Raw genomic sequence first — 26170 nt, 5'->3', positions numbered from 1 at the left:
TAGATAAACAAAAACAGAAAAGATACCAGGGGACAAGAATGAGTTATCAGACACTGGACCTTAAGGTCGAAAATCATATTGCCCATATCCGGCTAAACCGTCCAAAAGCCTATAATTCCATGATTATTGAATTTTGGCAGGAGATGATTGATGTCTTCGCTGAAATTGAGATGACACCAGAAGCGCGCGTTGTTGTCATATCTTCTGAAGGAAAGCATTTTACCGCAGGTCTTGATCTTGCTGCCTTTGCGGGTATCGCACAGGAAATGACAAGTGATATTGATGGGGCTCGTCTTCGCGAACGGATGAAAACAACAGTTCTGGAATTGCAGGAAAGTTTCAATGTTATTGAACGATGCCGTCTTCCGGTTCTCGCCTGTATTCAAGGGGCTTGCATCGGCGGTGGTGTTGACATGATCAGTGCCTGCGACATGCGTTACTGCACAGAAGATGCCTTCTACTGCATTCAGGAGATTAACATCGGCATGACTGCGGATGTGGGCACGTTGCAGCGTCTTCCGCATTTGATACCATCCGGTTTGGTTCGTGAGCTGGCTTATACAGGTCGCCGCATGATGGCTGCTGAGGCCAAAACAAGTGGTCTTGTGAACGAAGTGTTTAAAAGCCAAGAAGCCATGCTTGAAAAAGTGATGGAAATTGCCTCTGAGATCGCCAGCAAATCGCCCCTTGCCGTTTATGGTACCAAGGAAATGATCAACTATACCCGCGATCATTCCGTAGATGACGCGCTTAAATATATGGCGGTTTGGCAATCAGGGATGTTCTTCTCAAAAGATCTGATGGAAGCTGCGGCTGCCAATCAGGCGAAGAAAACCCCTAATTTTGATAACCTTTTGCCACCTAAGAAGCTGGCGCGGCGCTCTCCTTAAGTGTGGCGGGTTTGTTGAAAACCTTCCAAATGCCGTCGACGGTTAGAATGATCTGATCGTCGACCACCAATTCACCGCGAATAAAAACAACGGACATGCCTTTACGGGTGATCTTACAGTTTAAATCCACCCAATCGCCTTGCTTTGCCGATGCAATAAAGTCGAAGTTGAGCGAGATAGTGGCGCACATTTTTTTACCGATGGCATGCCACACTTTGTGACCTAGCATCTCGTCCACAAAACTCATCATCATGCCGCCATGCAGGACGCCATTGAAGTTTGTGTGTCCTTTTTCAACAAGAAAACCAAAACTGTATTCTTCACCCTCTCGTTTAAAATAAAGAGGGCCAATTTTCTCAGGATACATGTCCGGTGCTTGGTAAGGGCGGTAGCCTTCTGGGATATTGGATGATGTCATTCATATTCTCTTTTTTCCAAGAAGATAGAATGAAATCCGCCTAGAAGGCAACCGACTGTTTAGTGATGCCTATTTCTCATATCCGTTTCGTTCGGCATTTTCGATGCAATCGTCAAGATGTACGTAACCCTGAGTGGACGCACCCACGATCCGACCGTTTCGGGCTGTTCTACGCCAGCGCCACTTTGGCGGCTCATGCTCGTCCTGATAAAATTCCCATTTATCGTTTTTGCCTTCTGTATCCATTTTCAAACTCCGGTGATTAAAGGTAATCTCAAGACGAGTGCGATCGACACTTGTGAGAGGATTGGGATATGCGGCAAGCGAGCGGTGAAATACAGATTTCAACACATGGAAAAGGGCTGATTGACGTCACAAGGCCCCTTCATGCGTGGCTCAACGAAAAGAAGGTGCAAGAAGGCGTTCTAACGGTGTTTATCCGGCACAGTTCCGCATCCCTCACAATTCAGGAAAATGCTGACCCGGATGTGCAGCTTGATTTGGCTGATTATTTTGAACGCATCGCGCCCGAAAGTTGGGAATTGTACCGCCACAACAGTGAAGGGTTGGACGATATGCCGGCACATATCAGAAGCTCGCTAACCGATGTGTCTCTGACCATTCCGGTGTTAGATGGGCGTATGCGGCTTGGAACTTGGCAGGGAGTTTATGTCTTTGAACACAGGGCCAGTCCGCATATTCGCAAACTGGCCCTTAATTTTATGGGTGAATGAGGCTTATCCGCCTACATTTTCCATCAGGCGGATATAGAACTGAATGATTTCTTCATAGTTGTCGATCATGATCCGCTCGTTCGTGCCGTGGATGCGGCCCAGATCGTCCGGACCGAAGCGCATCGGAATGAAGCGATAGTTGTTTTCCGCCAGTTCTTCGTAGTGTTTACTGTCTGAACCCGCCAGCATCAAACCGGGAGAGACCAGTACGTCAGGCAACACTTCGCCGATAGTTTTGCTGATATGGTGGTAACTTTCATGGTCATGGGCGGATACTTTGGAAGGCTCGTTTCCTTGCTTCACAGCGACAGAAATGTCTTCATCATCTACAACCGACGTCACATGATCAATGACGCCTTGAATTGTTGTTCCAGGCAAAATACGGAAATTAACGGTGGCCTTCGCGGTTGAAGGCAAGACGTTATCTTTCGTGCCGCCTTCAATAATTGTGGCCGCTGTTGTGGTGCGGACCATGGCATTCGTTGCGCCGCCCTTACCCAACTGTCCAACCAATACAGGTTCCAGTAACCATCGATTTGAAATCACTGCTTTCAGGCTGGTTGGCATATAAGGGGCCAAGGCATCAAACATATCTGAAACAGGTCGGCGAAGTGCCGCGGGAAGACGATTTTCTTCCAGCCTCGCGATCGCACGGGAGATTTTCCCCACAGCGGTTTGTTTTGGTGGAATTGATGAATGCCCACCTTCCGCCTTTGCGGTAAGTTCCAGTGTCAGGTAGCCTTTTTCCGCGAGGGCGATAAAGGCAATGGGCTCTTCTACACCCGGCATGATGCCTTGAACAACAACCATGCCTTCGTCCAGTGTGAAAGCAACTTTGACACCTTGTTCGGTCAGGAGCTTGGCAATATTGCCAGCGCCATTTTCACCACCAACTTCTTCATCATGTCCAAAGGCAAAATAGAAGGTACGCTTTGGCTGATACCCTTTGGACAGTTGATATTCGGCAGCTTCCAACGTTGCAAGGACAGAGAGTTTGTCGTCCAATGTCCCGCGTCCCCAAATAGCACCATTGGCAATTTTTCCTGAGAAGGGGGGATGGGTCCAGTTTTGCTCGGTTCCTTCTTCAACAGGAACAACATCCATATGGCCCATCAGGATGGCCGCAGGCAGGCTTGGATCCGTTCCTTCCCATTTATAAAGAAGGCTGTGACCACCAATGATCTGCTTTTCCAATTTTGAGGCGACGTTTGGATATGATCTGTCGATTAGCGCGTGGAGTTTTTCAAATTCGGCCACCTCAACAGGGGCTTCTCGCGACCAGGAAATTGTTTTGTAAGTGACAGCTTCGCTCAAGCGCTCCGCGGCACCTTGTTTGTCGATCACAGCTTTTGTGATCGCCGTGTTGGTTTTTTCTTCAGGGTTATTTGTGAAGGTTTTAAAGGCGACCGTGCCGACAAGCGCCACGATCACCAGAAATAGTAGTAATCCGATTTTTTTTAGCAATTTAGCCCCCAGTTTTCTTTTGGAGGTAGTGTAAACTGCTTTATCAGATAGAGAAACCACCCAATTTGGTTTCGAGATATTCAGCGATACCTTCGTGACCGCCCTCACGCCCAAGACCGCTTTCTTTCATGCCACCAAATGGGGCAGCTGCGGCCGTTGGGTTGATGTCATTGATACCAATAATACCGAACTTCAGGCCTTCGAACATACGGAAGGCGCGGCCGATATTTGGTGTGTAGATATAAGCTGCCAAACCGTAATTCGTGTCGTTGGCTTTCTCCAGTACTTCGTCTTCGCTTTCGAAAGTGAGAACCGGAGCCACTGGACCAAAGGTTTCTTCACGGTAAATCAGCATATCTTCTGTGACATCCGCAAGAACTGTCGGTGCGTAGAAGTGACCTTTATCAAGGCCGTTATCAAGCATACGGTGACCACCACAAATCAGGCGCGCACCTTTTTCAACGGCGTCATTTACTTGACGTTCGACCTTGTCAACAGCGCCCGGTCCCACAAGTGGGCCAATGCTGATGCCGTCTTCCATGCCATTGCCGCCGCGCATTTTGCGAACGCGCGCTTCCAGTGTCTCGATGAATGGCTCAGCAATGGATTTATGAACGAAGATGCGGTTCGGGCTAATGCAAGCCTGACCTGTGTTCAGGAATTTCACCAGTGACACACCTTTGGCTGCATGTTCTGGATCTGCATCTTCGAAGACGATGAAGGGCGCGTGACCACCAAGTTCCATGGAAACGCGTTTCATGTTGGCAGCTGCGGCCTGGTTTAGCATCTTGCCAACACCTGTGGAGCCTGTGAATGTCAGTTTAGCAATCTTTGGATTGCTGGTGAATTCTTCACCAATTGCAGCTGGCTTTTCTGCGGTTACCAGATTGACGACACCTGCCGGAAGACCAGCTTCTTCAAAGATCTTGAACATTTCCACGGCACAAAGCGGGGTGGATTCGGCCGGTTTCATCACCACAGTACAGCCGGCGGCCAATGCCGGGCCGATTTTGCGGGTGATCATTGAAATTGGATAGTTCCATGGGGTGATGGCACCAACAACACCAACAGGGTGCTGCTGCACCATAAATCGCTGATCACCGCGCGGGGCAGGGAGTGTTTCCCCATAGATGCGTTTTGCTTCTTCTGCGTACCAAAGAAGGAAGTCTGCACCATACTGAACTTCATTGCGGGCTGCTTTTAGCGGTTTGCCCTGTTCAGTTGTCATGGTGACCGCCAGATGTTCTTTCTTTTCGATCATCAGGTTATAAGCCCGATAAAGGAATGCAGAACGCTGATACGCTGTGGTTTTGGACCATGTTTTAAAGGCTTCAGCCGCCGCATCAATCGCTTCCTGGACTTCCGCTTTTCCGCCGTTTGGAACATTGCCGATCACATCCCCATTTGCAGGGTTTGTTACATCGAAACGAGAGCCGTCTTTTGCTTCACACCATTGACCATTAATAAACATGGGGCGTACACCTCTATCTTTTTAATTCATATGTGTTGTGACGGCTCTACCTTATTCGACAAGGCTATGTAAAGTATGATTTTACAGGTTGCCCCTGTGTTTTTGGGCGGTAAACTGTAGAAAAACAACTCATCCGGGAGGCTGCCATGGACGTGGTTGCAAAAAGACAAGAAGTTATCAAAGAGCATGTGGATAGGATTAGAGATCTGGTAGGAAACAGTACGCCGGATCTCTCAATGTTGGAGCAAGTGAAAGACCTTCTTGTCAAGCTGGCGGCCCACAAGGATCTGTTTTCGCTGGATGATTTCCCGCCGCCTGCAGCAGACAGCAAGAGGCGTAGTTGTCTTTATCGGCTTTCAGAGGATGATAATTATGGCTTTGCGCTTTATGCCAATGTTGCCAACGGGAAAGTGGACGCTCCGCCTCACGATCATACCACCTGGGCCGTTATCGTTGGACTAATTGGAGAAGAAGAAAATCGCTTCTACAAAAAGACGGAGGATGGTGTTGCTCAAACGGGCGGAGCAGTTGTTGAAGACGGAACCGGTGTTGCGCTACTTCCAAATGATCTTCATAGCATTCATATTAAAGAGGGTGGACCCGTTCTAAATTTCCATATGTATGGTCGTGCGCTGGAACAGGTACCCGGTAGGAACTATTGGAGTGAGCCCAATAAAGAATGGCGTACATTCCCTGCGCATACTGATATTCGTGAAGGTCGCTTTTGATGGTTTCAACAATTACTCCCCAAGATCTTTATTCTCTTCTCACATCGGAAGAGGAAATTGCATTTCTTGATGTTCGGGAGCATGGCATCCATGCGCAAGGACATCCTTTGTTTGCAACGCCCCTCCCTTTAAGCGGGTTGGAATTGGATGTGGAAAGATTATTGCCACGAAAATCGGTTCAGATCGTGCTTCAGGATCAAGGAGATGGGGAGAGATTGGCTGAGAGAGCCTCTTCAAAATTGCTAGAATTTGGATATGAAAATATCCGCATTCTTGAAGGCGGAGTGATGGGGTGGCACGCCGCGGGGCTTGAGATTTTCTCTGGCGTAAATGTGCCGAGCAAAGCCTTTGGTGAAGTGGTGGAGCATGAATGTGGAACCCCACATATTACTGCTGAAGAGCTGAAATCCAGATTGGATGCAGGGGAAGAGATCAAGATTTTTGATAGCCGCCCTTATGGAGAATATCACCGAATGGCAATCCCTGGTGGTGTGGATATGCCAGGGGCGGAGCTCGCTTATCGTATCCATGAACATGTCACAGATGAAACAACACCCATCGTCGTGAACTGCGCAGGCCGAACACGCAGTATCATTGGGGCACAGTCACTCATAAATGCCGGGGTGAAAAATCCTGTTATGGCGCTGAAAGATGGCACAATGGGGTGGTATTTGGCAGGGAATAAAACGGAACGTGGCGCAGAGCGCGTTGCTGCTGCTCCTTCTGCTCCTGCGGTAGCAAAATCTATGGAAGGGGTTTTGAAACTGGCAGAGCAACTTGCATTGCAGTGGGTGGATTACGATCAGTATGTGAAAATGCGCGGGGAAAATACTAAATCCATATTTCTTTTAGACGTTAGGACGGAAGAGGAATATCTGACTTCACATCCTAAAGGCGGGGCACATGCGCCGGGGGGGCAACTTGTTCAGGCCACAGATGAATATGTGGGAGTGAAAAATGCGCGGATCATTTTATACGATGATCAAAAGGTTCGCGCGATCATGACAGCCTCATGGCTAAAGCAGATGGGGTGGAAGGATGTTTATCTTTTAAAACCATCTGTTGGAAATCCAGCATCACATGGTAAGGAAAGTGGATTTGAAGCGCCGATATATCATGAAGTCACGGCGCCCGAATTGGATGCAGTCCTAAGCTCAGGTCAACCTGTCGCCTTGATTGATCTTTCCACATCACTCTCCTATCGAAAAGAACATATCCCCGGGGCTAGCTGGGCCATTCGCTCCCGGCTTGAAAATGCTATCCGTTTCTTGCCGCCTGTAGGTATGATTATCTTAACGGCCGATGATGAGAGGCTCGCACATTTGGCTGCCCCGGAACTTGCCTCATACAATCCGCAACTCATCGTAAGAGTTCTGCAAGGGGGTAATAGTGCGTGGGAGGAAGCTGGATATCGTATGGAAGAGGGGGATGGCCATATGCTAAGTGAGGCAGAAGATATCTGGTATAAGCCCTACGACAACCGGGACAAGATTCGTGAGCGAATGCAGGAATATCTGGATTGGGAGACGGCCCTTATTCCGCAAATCAAGCGTGATGGAACAGCAAGTTATCAGGTATATACGGGAAATTCCAAATAGACGTAGCGTTATTGCCGATTTTGCGGCTTAGGCAGTTTTGTGGGCTTTATGTGAAAAAGCTGAGCTTGCAAATTAATTTGACAGAGCCTAGCATATGTTGGAATGGACGCGTAAGATGTCCTGAAAAATAATGGAGAAACCCCAAATGGACTTGTCATTTACTGACGAAGAACTGGCCTTTCAGGCGGAGGTCAGGGACTTCCTTGAAAAGAACCTGCCAGCAGATGTGAAAGACCGCTATGAGCGCGGCTTGCATTTCACAAAAGAAGGCCAGGTTCGTTGGCAGAGAATTCTAAATGAAAAAGGATGGCTGGCACCAGGCTGGCCTGTTGAGTATGGCGGAACCGGCTGGACCGCAACGCAGAAGTATATCTTCTCGCAGGAGCTTGGCCGTGCATCCGCGCCACCTCCGATCCCGTTTGGCATCAATATGGTGGGCCCTGTTATCTACACCTTTGGTAATCAGGAGCAAAAAGACCTGTATCTACCACGTATTCTGAATTCAGACGACTGGTGGTGTCAGGGCTATTCAGAGCCAGGTTCCGGATCAGACCTTGCCTCCTTGCAGACCAAAGCCGTTCGCGATGGGGATGACTATATCGTCAATGGGCAGAAAATCTGGACTTCCCATGCCCAGCACGCGGATATGATCTTCTGTCTTGTCAGAACTGATTCAAACGTGAAGCAACAGGAAGGAATTTCCTTCTTGCTGATCGATATGAAGACGCCGGGGATCACGCTTAAACCAATTATTGGTCTGGATACAGAGCATACTTTGAACGAAGTGTTCTTTGATGATGTGCGTGTCCCAGTTAAGAACCGTATCGGAGAAGAAAACAAGGGTTGGACATACGCTAAGTTCCTGCTTGGCAATGAGCGGACAAGTATTGCCCGTATTTCGCAGTCTAAACTGAAAGTGAAAAAGCTACGTGATATCGCAGCGTCCCAGCGGGTGAGTGGTGGCCTGCTTCAGGATGACGCAGATTTCATGCGCAAGCTCAACCAGATTGATGTAGATCTGATGGCGCTGGAATATACGGAACTTCGTATGCTGTCCCGCATCCAAAAAGGGGAGCCTCTAACCGCAGAGCCTTCCATGCTGAAAATTAAGGGATCAGATATTCAACAGGCTCTGACAGAACTTTCTGTGGAAGCGCTGGGCCTCTATGGCGCAGCTTATGAATCGCAGGAAATTCGCGAAGGGCGAAATGATCAGAACTTTGCCCCTGATTATGCGAACGGCCCAATGGCAGAACATCTGTACCTGCGCGCCGCTTCGATTTATGGTGGCAGTAACGAAATTCAACGAAATATCATCTCCAAGATGGTTCTGGGATTATAAGGAATAATAAAAATGGATTTTGAACTCTCTGAAGAGCAGGTCCTGCTGAAAGACAGTGTGGATCGTTTCGTACAGGACAACTACAGCCCTGATGATCGCCTGAAGTTGTCCCAGACGGAATTAGGTTTTAGCCGTGACCATTGGAAAACAATGGCAGAGCTTGGTTGGCTCGGAATGGCTTTCCCTGAGGAAGTTGGTGGTTTTGGCGGCGGTGCCGTTGAAACAATGATCATGATGGAAAGTATGGGCCGTGGTCTGGTGCTGGAGCCATTTGTATCCACCGTTCTTCTCGGCGGAGCGTTGATCGCGGAAGCGGGCTCAGAAGAGCAAATCGAAAGCATCATTCCTTCTGTTATCGAAGGCCAAACAATGCTGGCTTTCGCTTACGCGGAACCACAATCCCGTTTCAACCTGAACGACGTTGAAACAACTGCCTCCAAATCTGGTGACGGTTATGTTCTGAACGGAACAAAATCAGTTGTCTATCACGGTGGCACAGCAGACAAGATTGTTATCTCAGCACGCACTTCTGGTGAAAGCCGCGATGCAGACGGTATTTCCCTGTTTGTTGTCGACCGTGAAGCCGCAGGTATGGATGTACGCGCCTATCGTACGGTTGATGGGCAGCGTGCAGCTGATATCCGTCTTGAAAATGTTTCTGTGGGTGCGGATGCGCTGCTCGGTGCCGAAGGTGCTGCCGCGCCAGTGATCGAAAAGATTACGGACCGCGCTATTGGGGCTCTTTGTGCCGAAGCCGTTGGTGCAATGGCTGCAGCCAACGACATCACAAATGAATATTTGAAAACACGTAAGCAGTTCGGTATTCCGATCGGTAAATTCCAGGTTCTGCAACACCGTATGGTGGACATGTATATGGAAGCGGAGCAGTCCAAATCCATGTCTGATATGGCGGCGATGAAACTGGATCTGGGATACGAAAACGATACCAAACGTGCGGTTTCTGCGGCGAAATCACAGATCGGTAAAGCCTGTAAATTTGTAGGCCAACAATCTGTGCAGTTGCATGGTGGTATGGGTATGACAGATGAATATTCCATCGGCCACTATTTCAAGCGCCTGTCCACAATCGAAATGCTGTTTGGTAACACAGACTACCATCTCAATCGTTTTTCAGCCTTGTCATAAGTAACTGGTTTGAATTACCTAAAAGCCGGAGATTTTCTCCGGCTTTTTTTATGGAGTTTCTAATGCGAAATCCTTGGCTGTTGATCGCTGCTTTATTTGGAGCTGCAGGTGTGATTTTAGGGGCCGTTGGTTCCCATATCGTAGCGGCGAACGGAGGGGATATTGCCCGTCATGAGATGGCAGTATCGTATCAGTTTTATAGTATCGCAGGTTTGATTGGGTGCTTTGTTGCACAGAAATACAGTTTGTTTTTTGCGAAACTTGCAGGGCTCGCGTTGAGCTTGGGTACACTGCTTTTCTCAGGATCTCTTTATTATCTGTCCTGGACAGGTGAGGTGTTGATCCCCTTGGTGACGCCAACAGGAGGCGTGATCATGATTGGTGGTTGGTTTTTCTTAGTTGTCGCCGGTTTTTTTGCGTGCAGAAGCAGTAATTGAACTACTCGTAACTGGCTTCTTTGAAATGTTGACGGCAGAGGGCCACATATCTGTCATTCCCACCAATTTCCTTCTGTGCACCTTGCCGAATAGGCTCCCCACTTTCATCAACACGGATCACCATGGTGGCTTTGCGGCCGCAATGGCAAATGGTTTTAAGCTCTTTTAGCTCGTCTGCCCACGCCAACAAATGTTGACTACCTTCAAATAGATTGCCTTGGAAATCAGTGCGAAGGCCGTAACATAGAACAGGGATTTTCAGTTTATCGGCCACTTCGGAAAGTTGAAAAACCTGATCGCGAGACAGGAATTGGCTTTCATCCACCAAAACACAATCTACACGCCGGTTTTCTTTTTCGTTACTGATGAGTTTCAGGACATCGGTATCTTCTGAAAAAAGAAATGCGTCCGCTTCCAACCCGATGCGAGAGGCAATTTTCCCAACCCCATACCTGTCATCAAACGCAGCTGTCAGTAGAAGGGTTTTCATGCCCCGTTCTTCGTAGTTGAAGCTGGATTGCAGAAGGGTGGTCGACTTTCCTGCATTCATCGTCGAGTAGTAGAAATAGAGTTTGGCCATTGTCCGGTCTTATATTTCTGTCCAGGGGACGGGTTGTTCTTTGTATGACAGATACAATGGGTGCCGCGGTTGGTCAAACTTTGTCATGGCAAGGATATGTACTTCGATACCTTTGTTACGAAGTAAGTCTCGAACCTGCTTGTCCCGATCCAAATGGGTGCCGTGTGCGCCCCAGGCGCATATCGCCATATCCACTCTCTTGCAGGTCTCTACCAGAACTCTATCATTGTCAGGTCCGATAGGCTTCCTGGCTTTTTTTAGATCAGCAGGGTCGGTCGCGCGAAAGGCAAATAAATTTATGACCTCTAACGCTTCAAATCCCATATCAAAAGCGCGCCGGTGACAGCGTTCCACGGTTGGGTCGTTTTTCGTGGCATCTGCGGTGGATGGATTAAGCATTAAAAAGGCAACGGATTTACCGTCCCCCCATTTACGCCAAAGGCGATAACGGTAGTCGCCGCAGTCGCTAAACTCCGCCCCGCTTTCACCAAATAAGTCTGGGTGCATTCTTAGCCGTTCCCATTTAATGAGGTAAAAAATAGGGGAGGGGCGTCTTTTTGCCAGATTGGTTGCTTCTTCATTATCGTTTTAAATAGGTCGCTTTCCACCCAGTGGTTGAGCCATTTCTGAAGGTGTGGATAGGGAGCGCTTTCGAACCAGGCGAGATCACTATTGGCGAACTGTCTGACGAAAGGAAAAATGCAAATGTCAGCGTAGGTGGGGGCTTGGCCAAACAAGTAGGGCTGATCCTTTAGCATTGAATCCAGTTTCAGAAGAAACTTCTCGCCTTCTTTGCGATATTCCTCTTTTTCCATTTCGGGAAAACGAACGTGATATTTGTATTTATCCAAAGCGGATTTGAAGGGGCCATCATTTTCGGCAATGAGCGCTTCCATAGCTGCGCGACCTTGGTCGTCTTGAGGATACCAGTTACTTGGATCGTTCTTTTGAAGGGCCCAGTGGACAACGTCGAGACTTTCGTCAATGACAGTTCCATCTGCCAGAACCAGAACAGGAACAGTTGCCTTGGGACTCGCGTCGATCATAGATGCGGGTTTGTCTTTTAAAAGGATGTCTCTCAACTCAACCTTTTGTTTGCTGGACAAAACTGCCATTCGCGCCCTCATGGCGTAAGGGCAACGACGGAAACTATAGATCACTGGAAAATTACTCATGACATTGAGATACCGCAAATGAGCTTATAGCTCAAGTCACCACCGCAAACGGTTTACCCGGCGGAGCATGGCTTCGCGTATCATGCTATTTTGCTGTGCTGCTTGTGCGACAGCGATATTGTTTTGTTCATCATGATCGATGATGAGATCATCGCTATCTTCGTCACTAAGGCGGGTAAGTTCTGGAACAGGTTTGGAAACAGAAGATACAGCCAGATAAGCAAGGGATGCTTCTTCCGCACTGGTTTTCTTTTCTTTACGTTCTGGAAGATATTCCGATGAGGCAAGGGAACGTTCTGATTTCTTGTCTCGAGGAGCAGCAAGAATATCCATCTCATCTGGCTCAAGTTCAGGCGTGTGAGAGACAACTTCAACTTCTGTGGAAGCAATTACTTCTTTTGTCTCAGGTGCTGTACTGGTTTGAGTGGCAGGCTTGAGATCTTCTGAAATTTCCGTTGGCTGAACTGTTTCTTGTGGTTTTATAGCTTCTTTAGCAGCCACAGATTCCTCGCGTTCCTTTTTCTTCTCCTCGAAAATTTGGTGCATGCTGAGCGGCCGTGTCGGTTTTTTCATTTTTACAGGTTGTGCAGGTTCGTCCAACCGCTCGGGTTGCCATGCCTTGCCAACAATCTTTGGTTTCTTTGGTGGTGGCGGAGGCACTTTTTTAAACTGTTTCGGCTGTGCCTTTTCGACCCGTTCTGCCAAGGGCACTTTCTTGGGGGGTAACGGAGTAACCTTTGCCTCTTTTATCGCGGGTTCTTTAACCGCAACAGTTGTAGGCGCAGGTGTTGCGCGATTCAGGAATGGTAGTTTTGCTTCGATATGATCGACCAGAAACAGCATGGCCGAACTCAATCGTTTGTTCTTCTTTTTAAGTTTTTGATTTTCCGCAAGCAATCGCTTCTCGCGTGGAGTGAGATCCTCCGCGATGTCGTCTTTGTATTTCAGCTTTCTTCCAGCGAAATTCATGTGACGCCGATTTCCCCTCGAAAGGTGTTGCCCTTCCACACTGCTATTTTGCAGAAAATTGTCTTTATTCTAAAAGTTCAGAACGGGACGGTACTCTTTCCATCTTCACCGTCTTTCTTTTAACCGATTTTTCAAATGTTGACGATACTAAATTCTTAAAAAATGGTTAAGCCTCATTTTTGTGCATCTGCCCACTGGGCGGTACTGAATCTGATCATTTGCCTAAAAAATGAACATAAAAATAATTTGTCCAAAAATTCAGCACTTTCGAAGTGTGTGAAAATATTTCTAATAAAAACAATGGTATAAGTGTATTGAAGGATAGAGTTTTCGAACTGGCACGGTGCTTGCTCTACTTGTGTTGCGCTGCAAAAACACACACGGAGGTGCAAATGAAAAAGTTAATGAAAGCGCTGGGTAAATTTTCCGCGACTGCTGCATTGGTGGCAGGTGCGTTTGGAATGAGCAGCCCGGCAATGAGTGCAGAAGATGTCATTAAGGTGGGTGTACTGCACTCTCTTTCCGGAACAATGGCCATCTCTGAAACAACATTGAAAGATAGTGTTTTGATGCTGGTAGATGACCTGAATAAACAGGGTGGTCTTCTGGGCAAAAAGGTGGAAGCCGTTGTTGTGGATCCTGCATCCAACTGGCCACTATTTGCTGAAAAAGCACGTGAATTGATCGAAGTCGAAAAAGTGGATGTGGTCTTTGGTTGCTGGACTTCAGTGTCTCGTAAATCAGTTCTGCCAGTTTTCGAAGAGCTGAACAGTATGCTCTTCTATCCTGTGCAATATGAAGGTGAAGAAAGCTCCCGCAATGTGTTTTACACAGGCGCGGCACCTAACCAGCAAGCTATTCCAGCTGTTGAATATCTGATGAGTGAAGATGGTGGTTCTGTCGAGCGCTGGGTACTTGCTGGTACAGACTATGTTTACCCGCGTACAACTAACAAAATCCTTGAATCCTTCCTAAAATCCAAAGGCGTTAAGGATGAAGATATCATGATCAATTATACACCTTTCGGTCACTCCGATTGGCAGACAATTGTATCTGATATCAAGAAATTTGGCTCCGCTGGCAAGAAAACTGCGGTTGTGTCCACAATCAATGGCGATGCAAACGTTCCTTTCTACAAAGAACTGGGTAACCAGGGCATTAAAGCCGAGGACATTCCAGTTGTCGCTTTCTCCGTTGGTGAAGAAGAACTTGCAGGTCTGGATACAAAACCACTTGTTGGTCACCTCGCTGCCTGGAACTATTTCATGAGTGTCGAAACTGAAGAGAACGCTGCTTTCATTAAAAAGTGGAAAGCCTTCATTGGTGATGAAAAGCGTGTCACTAACGACCCAATGGAAGCAACTTACATCGGCTTCAAAATGTGGACACAGGCTGTGAAGCAGGCTGGTACAACTGATGTGGATGCTGTTCGTCAGGCCATGTACGGTCAGGAAGTTAAGAACCTGACAGGTGGTACTGCGGTTATGAACACTAACCACCACCTCTCCAAACCAGTTCTGATCGGTGAAATCCAGGAAGACGGCCAGATTGAAACTGTTTGGAACACAGAGGGCGTTGTTAAAGGTGATGCATGGAGTGACTTCATTCCTGAAAGTGCAAAACTGACATCTGACTGGACATATCCGTTCGTATGCGGTGGCTGCGAAAAGCCAATGTTCTAATTCTATAGCCTAAAGGAGGGCGGTCAACGCCCTCCTGTTTTCCAAAATTACTGGTCGATCCCCATGACAATATTAAGAAAAACAATAGGCTTATTGTGTCTTGTTTGCGCCCTCGGAGTGGCCTCTCCTTTGATGGCGAGTGCAGAAACATTGGATCAGGTGGTCCAGCAACTGACAGCAAAAAGTTACAATAAAAAAGCCGAGATCGTAGAAGCCATTGCATTGACAGGAAATGCAGAGGCGGGACCTATCTTAACCGCCTTACTGGAAGGTGAGCTTTATTACACTGCGTCAGACAAGAAAGTTGTGCGGGCTGTCAAAAGTGGGAGTGAGTATAACTTGACGAACCCCATCACTTCTGAGGTGATGGGAACTGCAAAAAAGACAGAAATAAAAAAGATCAAAATCAACAATAAGGTTCGACAAACAATTAAAGCGGCCCTAGGCGGCTTGGACCTTAATCACCGAGAGCCGTCCAGAAGGATTGCCGCTGCCAAAGCGATTTTTAAGTCTCTGGACAGCTCAATGCTGCCCATACTGTTAAGGGTAAATGCCAGTGAAAAGAATGTAGAGGTTCAGGAAGCCTTTGCTTTGAGTATTGCGGCGCTGGAGCTTCTGGAAACGAAAGATAAAGACATCTGGTCTGGTGCGCTTGAGACTGTGAAGGACGCTGGTGGCCCAGAAGCGAAAGTTCTTCTTGCAAAACTTCTGTCAAAGGTTCCTGATACAGAGGAGAACAAGGAATTTAGAGGCGCCATTGAGGATAGTTTAAAATCCGTTAGCCGTACTCTCGACAACTACGCATTGATCGAAAATCTGTTTCAGGGTTTGTCGCTTGGATCTGTTCTGCTTCTAGCTGCAATTGGTCTTGCCATTACTTTTGGTGTGATGGGCGTTATTAATATGGCCCACGGCGAAATGGTTATGATTGGTGCTTACACAACCTATGTCATTCAAGAGATTTGCCGCTCATTCATGCCAGCAGGGCTCGAATACTCTCTGATCATTGCCATTCCATCTGCCTTTATCGTTGCCGGCATGTTTGGAATTGTTCTTGAAAAGACAGTTATCCGCTTCCTGTATGGGAGGCCGCTTGAAACATTGCTTGCCACATGGGGGGTGAGCCTCATTCTGCAACAGTTCGTTCGGACAATCTTCGGTCCCACCAATAAAGAGGTGAGCGCACCTAGTTGGCTGAGCGGTACGTGGGAAGTGGCAAGTGGTCTCTCTTTCACGTTCAATCGCATCGCCATCATTCTGTTTGCGCTTGTTGTCCTGTTTGCCTTGATGGTTGTCTTGAAAAAGACGTTGTTTGGGCTTCAAATGCGGGCGGTCACACAAAATCGCCAGATGGCCCGCTCTATGGGGGTTCAAAGCGCCACTGTAGACAGCCTGACATTCGGTCTTGGATCCGGAATAGCAGGCATGGCCGGTGTGGCCCTCAGTCAGATTGACAATGTCAGCCCTAACCTAGGTCAAGCCTATATCATCGATAGCTTTATGGTGGTTGTCTTTGGTGGCGTTGGTAATCTATGGGGGACATTGGTCGGCGCTGGTAGCCTGGGCATTGTGAACAAATTCCTGGAGCCATATTCAGGCGCCGTTCTTGCCAAAATTTTCGTTCTCGTTGCCATTATTCTCTTCATCCAAAAAAGACCTCGCGGGTTATTTGCCCTCAAAGGCCGCTCGGTGGAGGGCTGATCATGACTAATCAAAATATTCTCGCTAAAGGCCCATTTTTCTCGTTGTTGGTGGGCCTTCCTGGTGGCGGTAAGGTGTTTATGGGGATACTCCTTGCCGCCACCGTCTTTATCATTGTTGGCAATCAGTTTGTTCCAGAAGAAAGTTTTTTCCATGTGCCAACCTACATGGTGAGCCTCATGGGCAAATATCTTTGCTATGCGTTGCTCGCGCTGAGTGTCGATCTGATCTGGGGATATTGCGGTATCCTAAGCCTTGGGCATGGCGCTTTTTTTGCGCTCGGCGGTTATGCCATGGGTATGTATCTGATGCGTCAGATTGGGGATCGTGGTGTCTACGGAAATCCAGAATTACCTGATTTTATGGTGTTTCTCAACTGGCAGGAACTCCCTTGGTATTGGTATGGGTTTGACAGTTTCGCCATGGCGGCGCTGATGGTCTTGCTGGTACCAGGGTTGCTAGCTTTCGTCTTTGGCTGGTTTGCCTTCAGATCCCGCGTGACAGGTGTTTATTTCTCCATCATCACTCAGGCAATGACCTATGCGCTGCTCCTTGCTTTTTTCAGAAACGATATGGGCTTTGGTGGTAACAACGGGTTGACTGACTTCAAAGATATCCTTGGGTTTGATCTTCGCGCCGATAGCACGCGTATTGCCCTATTCACAGCCTCAGCCATTGCCTTGGGGGCGGGGTATTTGTTATGTGCCTTTATTACCCGTTCAAAGTTCGGACGTATCCTCGTCGCCATTCGTGATGCGGAAAGCAGGACACGATTTACAGGGTATCGAGTGGAATATTACAAGCTCACCGTTTTTGTGATCTCAGCCATTTTGGCTGGCATCGCGGGTGCCCTGTATGTGCCGCAAGTGGGTATCATCAATCCTTCTGAATTTTCACCCGCAAACTCCATTGAGGTTGTTATCTGGGTGGCAATTGGGGGACGCGGGACCCTATGGGGTGCCATCCTTGGGGCCATTCTCGTCAATTGGGGCAAAAGCTATTTCACTGGGGCTTTGCCAGATATGTGGCTTTACATGTTGGGGGGGCTGTTTGTGTTCTCTACACTTGTTCTGCCGAAGGGAATTGTGGGCACAGCCCCGAAATTTAAAGATTGGGTGGTTCGAAAATTAGGGCGATCCCCGCAAATTCAAGAAGGAGGCGCATAATGGAAATGTCAGTCATTAAAGAACAGGCCGATAAATCCTCCTCCATTCTATATCTTGATGGGGTGAGTGTCAGTTTCGATGGATTCAAGGCGATCAATAACCTTAGTTTTGTTATAGAGCCCGGTGAAATGCGTGCCATTATCGGCCCTAACGGCGCCGGCAAAACAACAATGATGGATATTATCACTGGCAAAACCCGCCCTGACGCAGGGGAAGTGTATTTCCGGGATGAGACGGATCTGACACGATTGGATGAGGCACGCATCGCCAATCTTGGTATCGGCCGTAAGTTTCAAAAGCCTACGGTTTTTGAAAGTCATACGGTGTTCGACAATCTGGAACTGGCTTTGAAATGCGATAAATCACCGCTGAAATCCATGTTCTACAAATTGTCGGATGAAGAACAGGATCGTATTCAGGAAGTATTGGCGACAATTCGCCTAACCGAAAAATGCGATTGGCTGGCGGGTAACCTCTCTCACGGTCAAAAGCAGTGGTTGGAAATCGGAATGCTGTTGATGCAGGATCCGGATCTTCTTCTTGTGGATGAACCCGTTGCCGGGATGACCGATGCGGAAACTGAGCAGACAGCAGATCTACTCAGACTGATTTCCAAAACAAGATCTGTTGTTGTGGTTGAGCATGACATGGAATTTGTGCGGGCGCTGGACTGCAAAGTAACAGTCTTGCATGAGGGCAGCGTTCTTGCGGAAGGACCGCTTCAGACGGTTTCAGAAAATCCTGAAGTTATTGAAGTTTATTTGGGGCGCTGATCATGTTGGAAGTGAAGAATATCGATTTATTTTATGGCGCCAGTCAGGCGCTGAAGGGCGTGTCATTGACCGTTAAAAAAGGGGAGGTGACGTCTCTGATGGGACGCAATGGAGTTGGCAAAACCAGTACTTTAAGGGGAGTCGTAGGTCAGCATCCAATTTCATCAGGTACGATCATCTGGGAGGGAGAAGATATCTCGTCTATGGGCGCGGCAAACCGTGCACGCAAAGGGATAGCCGTGATCCCACAGGGCCGAGATATCTTCCCTCTACTGACTGTTGAGGAAAATCTGAAAACAGGGTTTGCCTGCCTTCCTCGGGGGGAGCGCAAAATTGACAACGAGATTTTCGAGCTTTTTCCGGTTCTTAAAGATATGATGGGCAGAAGAGGCGGTGATCTTTCCGGAGGTCAGCAGCAGCAACTGGCTATTGGTCGGGCCTTGGTTACCAAACCAAGACTGCTTGTACTTGATGAACCGACAGAGGGCATTCAACCGTCAATAATAAAAGATATAGCCCGCGTGATTGCGCGGCTTCGCGATAGAGGTGATATGGCCATTTTGTTGGTTGAGCAATATTTTGAATTTGCTCGCGATTTGGCGGATCGCTTTGCAGTTATGGACCGCGGCGAAGTTGTGATGCAGGGCTTGAAAAAGGAAATGCAGGAAAGCGATGTGCGCCGCTACCTTACCGTTTAAACAAGGGGAGAAGCCTCGACTGGCCCGGTCGGAGGGGCGGGTCGAGGTTTCCTTTGTTTCTAAAAATGAGAAAAGCTCTTTACAAAAATTATATCAATCCGGATGTGGACGGGTTCGGTTCCCGGAGGTGGAGAACCGCTTATATCCAGAAGCTGTACTGATCAACACCTCTGGTGGGCTGACCGGCGGGGATGTGATGTCTTATGCCGCAACCGTTGAAGAAGGTGCGCGACTTACCGTGACAGGGCAAGCTGCCGAGAAGATTTATAAATCTTTGGGAGATGAAGTGCTGGTAACCGCGGATTTAGAAGTTCTCGCCGGAGGCTTCCTTGAATGGATGCCGCAGGAGACTATCCTTTTTAACCAAAGCCATCTGATACGGCGAAATAAAGTTCATTTGCACCCGGATGCCTTCTTCTTAGGCTTGGAAGCAAATGTTTTTGGTCGTACAGCTTATGGTGAAGTTGTACGGGACATTACCCTGTCAGATGGCTGGGAAATATATGAGCAAGGCCGGTTGATCTGGTTTGATCGGTTCAAAGTGGATGGTGATGCGGAAGCATTGTTCAAAAAACCTACTTTGCTTGATGGCGCGATTGCTGCAGGGACGGTCATTATCTACGGAACTGATGTAGAGAGTTACATAGAAACACTAAGAGATCTGTCGTTGGAGATGGACAGTCGGATCGGTGTTACGGCGCTTGAAAGTAACTTGGTTATTGCTCGAGTAATGAATAAAGATGCAGCGATTTTCAGGAACAACCTGATTAGATTGTTGCAAAAGGTGAGAGAATTAAAAACAGGGGCTGAGGTGCCATTGCCCACGGTCTGGAAGGTATAAAGGGACGAATATGCAATTTTCACCAAGAGAAAAAGACAAACTTCTTGTCTCCCTTGCGGCTATGGTTGCAAGAGGCAGACTTGATCGTGGCGTGAAGCTCAATTACCCCGAAGCGGTAGCCTTGATCAGTGATTTTGTGATCGAAGGGGCGCGGGATGGAAAGTCCGTTGCCACATTGATGAGCGAAGGCGGTGAAGTGATCTCCAAAGATCAGGTAATGGAGGGCATTGCAGACATGCTGCATGAAGTGCAGATCGAAGCGACCTTTCCCGATGGGACTAAACTCGTCACTGTTCACAATCCAATTCGCTAGGGAGGCACATCATGAAACCAGGAGAGCTTATCCCTGCTGAGGGAGAAATTACCTTAAACGAAGGACGAGAGACAACTACGCTTACGATTGCAAATACAGGGGATCGTCCTGTGCAAGTGGGAAGCCACTATCATTTTGCCGAAGTAAATGCGGGGTTGGAATTTGATCGGGAGGCGGCAAAAGGTTTTCGCCTTGATATTCCATCCGGAACCGCCATTCGGTTCGAGCCTGGCCAAAAACGGGATGTGGACTTGGTCGCTATCGGCGGTAATCGTGTGATTTACGGGTTTAGAGGCGACGTCATGGGCGCGCTTGAGGGGGAATAATCATGGCTGCAAATATGACAAGACGCGCCTATGCGGGCATGTTCGGACCAACCACTGGGGACAAAATTCGTCTCGCTGACACAGATATCATTGTTGAGGTCGAAAAAGATTTCACCACTTACGGTGAGGAAGTAAAATTTGGTGGTGGTAAAGTGATCCGTGATGGCATGGGGCAGTCACAGGTGACGCGCGCTGCTGGTGCTGTGGATACGGTCATCACCAATGCGCTAATCATTGACCACTGGGGCATTGTTAAGGCTGATGTGGCTTTGAAAGATGGTAAGGTCGCCGCTGTAGGTAAGGCGGGTAATCCTGACATTCAGGACAATGTTGATATCATTGTCGGCCCTTCCACCGAGGTGATCGCTGGTGAAGGTAAAATCCTGACCGCAGGTGGTGTGGATGCGCATATCCATTTTATTTGCCCGCAGCAAATTGAAGAAGCTCTGGCAAGTGGTGTCACCACCATGATGGGTGGCGGTACAGGGCCAGCTACAGGCACAAATGCCACAACCTGTACACCCGGTGCGTTTCATATCGGGCGGATGTTGCAAGCGGCAGAAGCCTTTCCAATGAATTTGGGTTTCTTTGGTAAGGGTAATGCCAGCCTTCCTGCTGGATTGGAGGAGCAGGTCAATGCCGGTGCATGCGGCCTTAAACTACACGAAGACTGGGGCACGACACCTGCTGCCATTGATTGTTGCCTCGGGGTTGCCGATGACATGGATGTTCAGGTGCTTATCCACACCGATACCCTCAATGAAAGCGGTTTTGTAGAAGATACTATTGCGGCTTTCAAAGGCCGGACTATCCACGCATTTCATACTGAAGGAGCTGGCGGTGGTCATGCGCCGGATATTATCCGGCTTGCGGGTGAAGAAAATGTGATCCCATCCTCTACTAACCCGACACGTCCTTTCACGGTAAACACCATTGATGAACATCTGGATATGCTGATGGTCTGTCACCATCTGGATCCAAACATTCCAGAAGATGTGGCCTTTGCTGAAAGCCGTATTCGTAAAGAAACCATTGCCGCAGAAGATATCCTTCATGATATGGGCGCGTTTTCCATTATTTCATCTGATAGTCAGGCAATGGGCCGTGTGGGCGAAGTGGTTATTCGCACCTGGCAAACCGCAGATAAGATGAAGAAACAACGTGGTCGCCTAGTAGAAGAGACCGGTGACAATGATAACTTCCGTGCCAAACGCTACGTATCGAAATATACGATCAACCCGGCGATTGCGCAGGGCATTGATGAATATGTCGGGTCAATCGAAGTCGGTAAACTTGCTGATCTGGTGTTGTGGTCACCCGCCTTTTTTGGGGTGAAGCCGGATCTTGTCCTTAAAAGCGGGACAATCGTAATGGCCCCAATGGGGGATCCAAACGCCTCCATTCCAACGCCGCAACCTGTACATTATCGCCCCATGTTTGGCTCCTTCGGGAAAAGCCTGACCGCAAGCTCTGTGAGTTTTGTCTCAGGGGCTGCTATGGATCAGGATTTGAAGGGCCAGCTTGGATTGGACCGGGATTTGTTGCCTGTGAAAAATACGCGTGGCGGTATCGGTAAATCATCCATGATCCATAATGACGCGACACCTGATTTGCAGGTTGATCCGGAAACTTATGTGGTGACGGCTAATGGTGAAGTTTTGACATGCGAGCCAGCGACTGAACTTCCCATGGCTCAACGGTATTTTATGTATTGATCTGATGAAGACAGTTTTAAAACATGTATCCGCGAGCGACGGCTTCGGCGGTGAGATCGTGGGCCGAATTACGCTCGATTTCGATAACCGCCGCCGCCGCCGCATTCGCCTTACCAGTGACGAAGGAATTGATTTTCTTCTGAATTTGGAAGAGGTCGCCACGTTACGCGATGGGGATTTTCTGCTGCTGGATGAAGTGGAAGCTATTCGGGTCGTGGCGGCGCAAGAGCCTGTCGTGGATGTGACGTGCAAAAATACAGCCGAGCTTGTCCGTGTGGCATGGCATTTGGGAAATCGGCACCTGCCAACCCAATTGATGGGGGATGTTATCCGTATCCGTCAGGATCATGTTATTGAGGAAATGCTGACCCTTTTAGGAGCAACACCAAAGAGAGTTCTAGCGCCCTTTAATCCAGAAGGGGGTGCTTATGGTCATGGTGAGACCATGGGGCACGATCATGGGCATGACCATTCACATGGTCATAATCATTCACACAGTCACGGACACAGCCATGACTGATGTGCAGGATAATTCAGGGTCTGTCGCGGGGCTTTATGAGCTTTTTAGCTGGATGTCCCCATCTTACCCAATTGGCGCTTATACCTATAGTCACGGGGTTGAGTATGCTGTGGAAGCAGGGTTTGTGAAAGACATCTCAACGCTTATTCCGTGGCTAAGGGATATCCTGGAAATTGGCGGCGGGCGAAATGATGCCATCCTTTATGCGGAAAGTTATCGTGCGGTTCGGGCCGGAGATTTGGAAAAGGTGAAGAGGGTGGCTGAGATTGGCTTTGCTCTTCGTCCCACAAAGGAACTTGATCTGGAAACATCTGCGCAGGGACGGGCATTTCTGACCGTAACCAACGATGTTTTTCCAAGCCCGTCACTGGAGTTTTTGAAAAACCTGAAGGATATTCCGCTGGTTTATCCTGTTGTGGTCGGGGCGGCAACGGCGGACAAGGGTGTTTCCTTGGAAGCAGGGCTTACAGCCTATTTGCACGGCATTGTATCAAATCTGGTATCGGCAGCGGTTCGCATTATCCCTTTGGGGCAGACAGATGGGCAGCGCGCCATTGCCGCGTTGTCAGGAGATGTCGCAGTGCAGGTTCAGCGCACATTGGAATTTACAATTGAAGATTTAGGCAGTAGCGCCATGATGGTGGATTGGTGTTCCTGCCAACATGAAACACAGTATACGAGGTTATTTAGATCATGACAGTAACAGCACACGGACCTTTGCGCGTTGGGATTGGTGGACCGGTTGGATCGGGTAAAACGGCTACCACTGATGCGCTTTGTAAGTATTTACGCGATCATTACAACATTGCTGTTATCACCAATGATATCTATACCCGCGAGGACGCCGAATTTCTGAACCGCTCTGGGGCTTTGCCAACGGAACGTATTATGGGTGTGGAAACGGGTGGGTGCCCGCACACGGCTATTCGCGAAGACGCCTCCATTAACTTGGCCGCGGTTGCGGACCTCAATGAGAAGTTTGATGATCTTGAAATGATCATCATTGAAAGCGGTGGTGATAATCTGGCAGCGACTTTCTCCCCTGAACTTGCGGACATCACAATCTATGTCATTGATGTTTCTGCTGGTGACAAAATCCCGCGTAAAGGTGGCCCGGGGATTACGAGATCCGATCTTCTGGTTATCAACAAAATTGACCTTGCACCGCTGGTGGGTGCTGACCTTGGTGTAATGGATCGGGATTCCAAGAAGATGCGGGGGGATCGCCCTTTTATCTTCACCAACATCAAATCGGGTGATGGTGTGAAAGAAGTCGCGGATTTCATCATCAAAACGGGTGGTTTGCCGGAACGGCTTTAATTTATTGTCATTGGCCCGCGCCGGGTTTAGTCTTTTCTATAAAAGAAGAAGGAAAAGACATGAACACATGGAACGTGGGAAACGTCAAAATTACCCGTATTGTTGAAATTGAGATGGCAGGGGGAACTCGGTTTGTCCTGCCTGATGCGACCCCCGAAGCCGTCCTCCCCATTAAATGGCTAGCCCCTCACTTTATGACGGAAGAGGGGAAACTGATCATGAGTATTCATGCGCTTGTTGTGGATACGGGGGACAAACGCATCATTATCGATACGTGTGTTGGAAATGACAAAGAACGGGTCATCCCAAGCTGGAATAAGATGCAGACTCGATTTCTGGAAGATCTGGAAGAAGCCGGATATCCCCGTGAAAGTATCGATATGGTTTTCTGTACCCATATGCATGTGGATCATGTGGGCTGGAATACGATGCTGGTAGATGGGGAATGGGTACCTACTTTCCCAAATGCGAAATATCTGTTTGCGGATAAGGAGTGGGAGCATTGGCAGGCCGCTTCTCAGGAAGAATTCGGAGCCGTTATTGAAGACTCTGTGCAGCCGATTGTGGATGCAGGACTCGCAGAATTTGTCCCATGTGATGCACAACTTTGCCCGGAATTGAAACTTTTACCTACGCCAGGTCATACACCGGGGCATGTCAGTGTAGATATCTCATCAAATGGTCAAAAAGCGCTGATTACAGGCGATATGCTGCATCACCCTTGCCAGATGGCGCGGCTCGATTGGGCGTCTGCTCCTGACCATGATAAGGCGCTGGCAAAATTAACGCGCAGAACTGTTTTTGAAAGCGTTGCCGATACAGATGTTCTTGTGATCGGCACTCATTTTGCGACACCTTCTGCAGGTCATGTGAAAAAAGAAGCAGATGGAAGTTATCGCTTAGAGGTCTTTCACAGTTAGTTCATTGCAAAATCCAACGTGGACACTGTTTTTTGGTGAGAATTATGCTAAGTGGGTGTCAGGGCGTTGTGATTCCAGTATGGAATTAAGGGAATTGATAAATGAAACTTTATGATCTTGCAGGGCCTCCAAGCCCGCGCCGCGTTCGCATTTTCCTAGCAGAAAAAGGTGTTGATATTGAAACTGTAACGGTCAATATCCGCGAAGGCGAACATCACAAGGATGAGTTCACTGCGATTAACAATCGTCGTACCATTCCGGCTCTCGAATTGGATAGTGGTGTTGTTCTAACCGAAGGTGACGCCATCATGCGTTACATTGAAGAAAGATACCCAGAACCCCCACTTTTCGGGCGCGATATTGAAGAACGTGCCGTTGTAAATAACTGGCTTCGTATTATTGAAAATGACGGGTTCATGGCTGTTGCAGAAGCTATTCGAAATAGCATCCCATATTTTGAGAACCGTGCGATCACCGGCTCCCGCGATGTGGAGCAGATCCCAGCGTTGTCTGAGCGCGGAATGAAGCGCATTGACTTTTTCTTCGAAGATCTTGATGCACAACTTGAAGGCAAGAAATACGTTACCGGTGATAATTTTACGGTCGCTGACATCAATGCCATGGTTGTTGTCGATTTTGCAGGTATGGTCAAAAAAGAAGTGCCAGAAACCTGCAAAAATCTGCTCCGTTGGCACGCAGAAGTATCTGAACGACCAAGCGCAAAAGCGTGATTTAGGTCTTGCCTATACTTTTAAGATAATAAATCAAATCAATCGAAGGGGCCTCTTTGCCAAGTTGAGTGAGAGACTGATGGCATTGTCCCCGATGATGGGTTTGATGATTGATAATATGGGTGAGGATGTGAGAAATCTGAGTGTTCTGCACCTCGCCCCTTGAATTTTTGTAGTTCAGAATATCACCATATTTTGCGGGATCGAGTGTATCCACAAGGCGAATAAGCCGTTCATCTGTTTCCTGTCTTGCTTTCCAAAGATCAACAGCGTTTGTATGGAGGACCGTGTCAAGTGTTGCTGGCTTAGGGCCGCCTCCCTGCAAGCGTTCCATCCATAATAAATCTCCCACCATGATATGATTGAGTGTGCCGCAAACTGATTTGAAGAAACCTTTGATATCACGATGAAATTCTTCTTCGTTTAATTTCAGAACAACTTCGAAAAGCAAATTGTTTGCCCATTTGTTGTATGCTGCCAATATTGCGAAATGCTCTTTCACTCTCAATTCC

Annotated in this window: 30 protein-coding genes; 21 read left to right on the top strand and 9 right to left on the bottom strand. The window is 48.2% G+C overall.

From position 1 onward, the window contains the following. Window positions 1-38 precede the first annotated feature (38 nt). Window positions 39-890 carry a crotonase/enoyl-CoA hydratase family protein gene (locus GUA87_RS00790; protein WP_193714628.1) on the top strand — a complete coding sequence of 284 codons (852 nt, stop codon included), beginning with the start codon at window positions 39-41 and terminating at the stop codon, window positions 888-890. On the opposite strand, the gene GUA87_RS00785 is transcribed toward GUA87_RS00790, so the two are convergent. Further along, window positions 862-1308, bottom strand: a complete 447-nt coding sequence (locus tag GUA87_RS00785; protein WP_193714627.1) for a PaaI family thioesterase — start codon at window positions 1306-1308, stop codon at window positions 862-864. The two genes, GUA87_RS00790 and GUA87_RS00785, sit on opposite strands and share 29 nt — an antisense overlap. 69 nt (window positions 1309-1377) lie before the next feature. Continuing rightward, window positions 1378-1554 (bottom strand): DUF1508 domain-containing protein, encoded by a 177-nt coding sequence (locus GUA87_RS00780; protein ID WP_193714626.1) that lies wholly within the window; start codon window positions 1552-1554, stop codon window positions 1378-1380. Window positions 1555-1622: 68 nt separating this feature from the next. Here GUA87_RS00780 and GUA87_RS00775 point away from each other — a divergent pair, with 68 nt between their 5' ends. Further along, on the top strand, window positions 1623-2042 hold the full coding sequence (locus GUA87_RS00775; RefSeq protein ID WP_193714625.1) for a secondary thiamine-phosphate synthase enzyme YjbQ: 420 nt from the start codon (window positions 1623-1625) through the stop codon (window positions 2040-2042). Between the two features lie 3 nt (window positions 2043-2045). On the opposite strand, the gene GUA87_RS00770 is transcribed toward GUA87_RS00775, so the two are convergent. Then, the gene (locus tag GUA87_RS00770; RefSeq protein ID WP_193714624.1) at window positions 2046-3506 is read right to left on the bottom strand and encodes a M20 family peptidase; all 1461 of its coding nucleotides are present in this window, start codon (window positions 3504-3506) and stop codon (window positions 2046-2048) included. Between the two features lie 43 nt (window positions 3507-3549). Then, window positions 3550-4977 carry an NAD-dependent succinate-semialdehyde dehydrogenase gene (locus GUA87_RS00765; RefSeq protein WP_193714623.1) on the bottom strand — a complete coding sequence of 476 codons (1428 nt, stop codon included), beginning with the start codon at window positions 4975-4977 and terminating at the stop codon, window positions 3550-3552. Between the two features lie 146 nt (window positions 4978-5123). Here GUA87_RS00765 and GUA87_RS00760 point away from each other — a divergent pair, with 146 nt between their 5' ends. The 5 genes from GUA87_RS00760 to GUA87_RS00740 all read left to right on the top strand — a co-directional run bounded on the left by GUA87_RS00760 (window position 5124) and on the right by GUA87_RS00740 (window position 10228). Then, entirely contained in the window at window positions 5124-5705 is a 582-nt protein-coding gene (locus GUA87_RS00760) for a cysteine dioxygenase (protein ID WP_193714622.1), read from the top strand. Beyond that, the gene (locus GUA87_RS00755) at window positions 5705-7303 is read left to right on the top strand and encodes a rhodanese-like domain-containing protein (RefSeq protein WP_193714621.1); all 1599 of its coding nucleotides are present in this window, start codon (window positions 5705-5707) and stop codon (window positions 7301-7303) included. Before GUA87_RS00760 ends, GUA87_RS00755 begins: the two co-directional genes overlap by 1 nt. A gap of 145 nt (window positions 7304-7448) precedes the next feature. Beyond that, entirely contained in the window at window positions 7449-8645 is a 1197-nt protein-coding gene (locus tag GUA87_RS00750) for an acyl-CoA dehydrogenase family protein (RefSeq protein ID WP_193714620.1), read from the top strand. Window positions 8646-8657: 12 nt separating this feature from the next. Then, entirely contained in the window at window positions 8658-9791 is a 1134-nt protein-coding gene (locus GUA87_RS00745) for an acyl-CoA dehydrogenase family protein (protein ID WP_193714619.1), read from the top strand. 62 nt (window positions 9792-9853) lie between these two features. Further along, window positions 9854-10228: a DUF423 domain-containing protein gene (locus GUA87_RS00740; protein WP_193714618.1), complete on the top strand. Its 375-nt coding sequence runs from the start codon at window positions 9854-9856 to the stop codon at window positions 10226-10228. 1 nt (window position 10229) lies between these two features. Here the strand turns inward: GUA87_RS00740 and GUA87_RS00735 are convergent, their stop codons facing one another. The 4 genes from GUA87_RS00735 to GUA87_RS00720 are packed head-to-tail and all read right to left on the bottom strand — an operon-like array spanning window position 10230 to window position 12952. Further along, entirely contained in the window at window positions 10230-10808 is a 579-nt protein-coding gene (locus tag GUA87_RS00735; protein ID WP_193714617.1) for a thymidine kinase, read from the bottom strand. Window positions 10809-10817: 9 nt separating this feature from the next. Continuing rightward, window positions 10818-11315 carry a DUF1643 domain-containing protein gene (locus tag GUA87_RS00730; RefSeq protein WP_193714616.1) on the bottom strand — a complete coding sequence of 166 codons (498 nt, stop codon included), beginning with the start codon at window positions 11313-11315 and terminating at the stop codon, window positions 10818-10820. A gap of 2 nt (window positions 11316-11317) precedes the next feature. After that, a complete protein-coding gene (locus tag GUA87_RS00725; RefSeq protein WP_193714615.1) occupies window positions 11318-11983 on the bottom strand; it encodes a glutathione S-transferase in 666 nt (221 codons plus the stop codon). A 36-nt stretch (window positions 11984-12019) separates the two neighbouring features. Beyond that, complete coding sequence (locus GUA87_RS00720) at window positions 12020-12952, bottom strand: hypothetical protein (protein ID WP_193714614.1); 933 nt, start codon at window positions 12950-12952, stop codon at window positions 12020-12022. Window positions 12953-13344: 392 nt separating this feature from the next. Between GUA87_RS00720 and urtA the strand changes: the two genes are divergently transcribed. The 14 genes from urtA to GUA87_RS00650 all read left to right on the top strand — a co-directional run bounded on the left by urtA (window position 13345) and on the right by GUA87_RS00650 (window position 25658). Beyond that, a complete protein-coding gene (gene urtA, locus GUA87_RS00715; protein WP_227711640.1) occupies window positions 13345-14634 on the top strand; it encodes an urea ABC transporter substrate-binding protein in 1290 nt (429 codons plus the stop codon). 63 nt (window positions 14635-14697) lie between these two features. Further along, complete coding sequence (urtB, locus tag GUA87_RS00710; protein WP_193714613.1) at window positions 14698-16335, top strand: urea ABC transporter permease subunit UrtB; 1638 nt, start codon at window positions 14698-14700, stop codon at window positions 16333-16335. A gap of 2 nt (window positions 16336-16337) precedes the next feature. After that, complete coding sequence (gene urtC / locus GUA87_RS00705) at window positions 16338-17501, top strand: urea ABC transporter permease subunit UrtC (protein WP_193714612.1); 1164 nt, start codon at window positions 16338-16340, stop codon at window positions 17499-17501. Window positions 17502-17506: 5 nt separating this feature from the next. Beyond that, window positions 17507-18274, top strand: a complete 768-nt coding sequence (gene urtD, locus GUA87_RS00700) for an urea ABC transporter ATP-binding protein UrtD (protein ID WP_193715771.1) — start codon at window positions 17507-17509, stop codon at window positions 18272-18274. A 2-nt stretch (window positions 18275-18276) separates the two neighbouring features. Continuing rightward, window positions 18277-18972, top strand: a complete 696-nt coding sequence (urtE, locus tag GUA87_RS00695; RefSeq protein WP_193714611.1) for an urea ABC transporter ATP-binding subunit UrtE — start codon at window positions 18277-18279, stop codon at window positions 18970-18972. Between the two features lie 127 nt (window positions 18973-19099). Beyond that, window positions 19100-19813 (top strand): urease accessory protein UreD, encoded by a 714-nt coding sequence (locus GUA87_RS00690; protein WP_193714610.1) that lies wholly within the window; start codon window positions 19100-19102, stop codon window positions 19811-19813. Between the two features lie 10 nt (window positions 19814-19823). Then, a complete protein-coding gene (locus tag GUA87_RS00685; RefSeq protein ID WP_193714609.1) occupies window positions 19824-20126 on the top strand; it encodes an urease subunit gamma in 303 nt (100 codons plus the stop codon). A gap of 11 nt (window positions 20127-20137) precedes the next feature. After that, the gene (locus tag GUA87_RS00680; protein WP_193714608.1) at window positions 20138-20452 is read left to right on the top strand and encodes an urease subunit beta; all 315 of its coding nucleotides are present in this window, start codon (window positions 20138-20140) and stop codon (window positions 20450-20452) included. A gap of 2 nt (window positions 20453-20454) precedes the next feature. Next, window positions 20455-22167 (top strand): urease subunit alpha, encoded by a 1713-nt coding sequence (gene ureC, locus GUA87_RS00675; RefSeq protein WP_193714607.1) that lies wholly within the window; start codon window positions 20455-20457, stop codon window positions 22165-22167. 4 nt (window positions 22168-22171) lie between these two features. Next, a complete protein-coding gene (gene ureE, locus GUA87_RS00670; protein ID WP_193714606.1) occupies window positions 22172-22687 on the top strand; it encodes an urease accessory protein UreE in 516 nt (171 codons plus the stop codon). Next, on the top strand, window positions 22602-23384 hold the full coding sequence (locus tag GUA87_RS00665; RefSeq protein ID WP_227711636.1) for an urease accessory protein UreF: 783 nt from the start codon (window positions 22602-22604) through the stop codon (window positions 23382-23384). Before ureE ends, GUA87_RS00665 begins: the two co-directional genes overlap by 86 nt. After that, entirely contained in the window at window positions 23381-24007 is a 627-nt protein-coding gene (ureG, locus tag GUA87_RS00660) for an urease accessory protein UreG (protein ID WP_193714605.1), read from the top strand. The genes GUA87_RS00665 and ureG overlap by 4 nt, the downstream gene beginning before the upstream one ends. A gap of 59 nt (window positions 24008-24066) precedes the next feature. After that, window positions 24067-24927, top strand: coding sequence for an MBL fold metallo-hydrolase (locus tag GUA87_RS00655; protein WP_193714604.1), 861 nt, complete (start codon window positions 24067-24069; stop codon window positions 24925-24927). A 101-nt stretch (window positions 24928-25028) separates the two neighbouring features. Continuing rightward, entirely contained in the window at window positions 25029-25658 is a 630-nt protein-coding gene (locus tag GUA87_RS00650; protein WP_193714603.1) for a glutathione S-transferase family protein, read from the top strand. Window position 25659: 1 nt separating this feature from the next. Here GUA87_RS00650 and GUA87_RS00645 read toward each other — a convergent pair whose 3' ends face one another. Next, window positions 25660-26160 carry a DinB family protein gene (locus GUA87_RS00645; protein ID WP_193714602.1) on the bottom strand — a complete coding sequence of 167 codons (501 nt, stop codon included), beginning with the start codon at window positions 26158-26160 and terminating at the stop codon, window positions 25660-25662. Between the last annotated feature and the right edge of the window lie 10 nt (window positions 26161-26170).

The sequence above is a fragment of the Sneathiella sp. P13V-1 genome, assembly GCF_015143595.1.
In the GTDB taxonomy this organism is placed as follows: domain Bacteria; phylum Pseudomonadota; class Alphaproteobacteria; order Sneathiellales; family Sneathiellaceae; genus Sneathiella.
The sequence above is the reverse complement of the archived record's forward strand: the minus strand, read 5'-3'. Positions and strand labels throughout refer to the sequence as shown.

Coding starts and splice junctions, on each gene's coding strand:
- urtC (WP_193714612.1), top strand. CDS start 16,338: ATGACTAATCAAAATATTCTCGCTAAAGGCCCATTTTTCTCGTTGTTG.
- GUA87_RS00745 (WP_193714619.1), top strand. CDS start 8,658: ATGGATTTTGAACTCTCTGAAGAGCAGGTCCTGCTGAAAGACAGTGTG.
- GUA87_RS00790 (WP_193714628.1), top strand. CDS start 39: ATGAGTTATCAGACACTGGACCTTAAGGTCGAAAATCATATTGCCCAT.
- GUA87_RS00665 (WP_227711636.1), top strand. CDS start 22,602: ATGGTGAGACCATGGGGCACGATCATGGGCATGACCATTCACATGGTC.
- GUA87_RS00720 (WP_193714614.1), bottom strand. CDS start 12,952: ATGAATTTCGCTGGAAGAAAGCTGAAATACAAAGACGACATCGCGGAG.
- ureG (WP_193714605.1), top strand. CDS start 23,381: ATGACAGTAACAGCACACGGACCTTTGCGCGTTGGGATTGGTGGACCG.
- GUA87_RS00765 (WP_193714623.1), bottom strand. CDS start 4,977: ATGTTTATTAATGGTCAATGGTGTGAAGCAAAAGACGGCTCTCGTTTC.
- GUA87_RS00785 (WP_193714627.1), bottom strand. CDS start 1,308: ATGACATCATCCAATATCCCAGAAGGCTACCGCCCTTACCAAGCACCG.
- GUA87_RS00655 (WP_193714604.1), top strand. CDS start 24,067: ATGAACACATGGAACGTGGGAAACGTCAAAATTACCCGTATTGTTGAA.
- GUA87_RS00680 (WP_193714608.1), top strand. CDS start 20,138: ATGAAACCAGGAGAGCTTATCCCTGCTGAGGGAGAAATTACCTTAAAC.
- GUA87_RS00735 (WP_193714617.1), bottom strand. CDS start 10,808: ATGGCCAAACTCTATTTCTACTACTCGACGATGAATGCAGGAAAGTCG.
- GUA87_RS00760 (WP_193714622.1), top strand. CDS start 5,124: ATGGACGTGGTTGCAAAAAGACAAGAAGTTATCAAAGAGCATGTGGAT.
- GUA87_RS00730 (WP_193714616.1), bottom strand. CDS start 11,315: ATGCACCCAGACTTATTTGGTGAAAGCGGGGCGGAGTTTAGCGACTGC.
- ureC (WP_193714607.1), top strand. CDS start 20,455: ATGGCTGCAAATATGACAAGACGCGCCTATGCGGGCATGTTCGGACCA.
- GUA87_RS00650 (WP_193714603.1), top strand. CDS start 25,029: ATGAAACTTTATGATCTTGCAGGGCCTCCAAGCCCGCGCCGCGTTCGC.
- GUA87_RS00740 (WP_193714618.1), top strand. CDS start 9,854: ATGCGAAATCCTTGGCTGTTGATCGCTGCTTTATTTGGAGCTGCAGGT.
- GUA87_RS00775 (WP_193714625.1), top strand. CDS start 1,623: ATGCGGCAAGCGAGCGGTGAAATACAGATTTCAACACATGGAAAAGGG.
- GUA87_RS00685 (WP_193714609.1), top strand. CDS start 19,824: ATGCAATTTTCACCAAGAGAAAAAGACAAACTTCTTGTCTCCCTTGCG.
- GUA87_RS00755 (WP_193714621.1), top strand. CDS start 5,705: ATGGTTTCAACAATTACTCCCCAAGATCTTTATTCTCTTCTCACATCG.
- GUA87_RS00725 (WP_193714615.1), bottom strand. CDS start 11,983: ATGAGTAATTTTCCAGTGATCTATAGTTTCCGTCGTTGCCCTTACGCC.
- urtD (WP_193715771.1), top strand. CDS start 17,507: ATGTCAGTCATTAAAGAACAGGCCGATAAATCCTCCTCCATTCTATAT.
- ureE (WP_193714606.1), top strand. CDS start 22,172: ATGAAGACAGTTTTAAAACATGTATCCGCGAGCGACGGCTTCGGCGGT.
- GUA87_RS00780 (WP_193714626.1), bottom strand. CDS start 1,554: ATGGATACAGAAGGCAAAAACGATAAATGGGAATTTTATCAGGACGAG.
- urtE (WP_193714611.1), top strand. CDS start 18,277: ATGTTGGAAGTGAAGAATATCGATTTATTTTATGGCGCCAGTCAGGCG.
- urtA (WP_227711640.1), top strand. CDS start 13,345: ATGAAAAAGTTAATGAAAGCGCTGGGTAAATTTTCCGCGACTGCTGCA.
- GUA87_RS00750 (WP_193714620.1), top strand. CDS start 7,449: ATGGACTTGTCATTTACTGACGAAGAACTGGCCTTTCAGGCGGAGGTC.
- urtB (WP_193714613.1), top strand. CDS start 14,698: ATGACAATATTAAGAAAAACAATAGGCTTATTGTGTCTTGTTTGCGCC.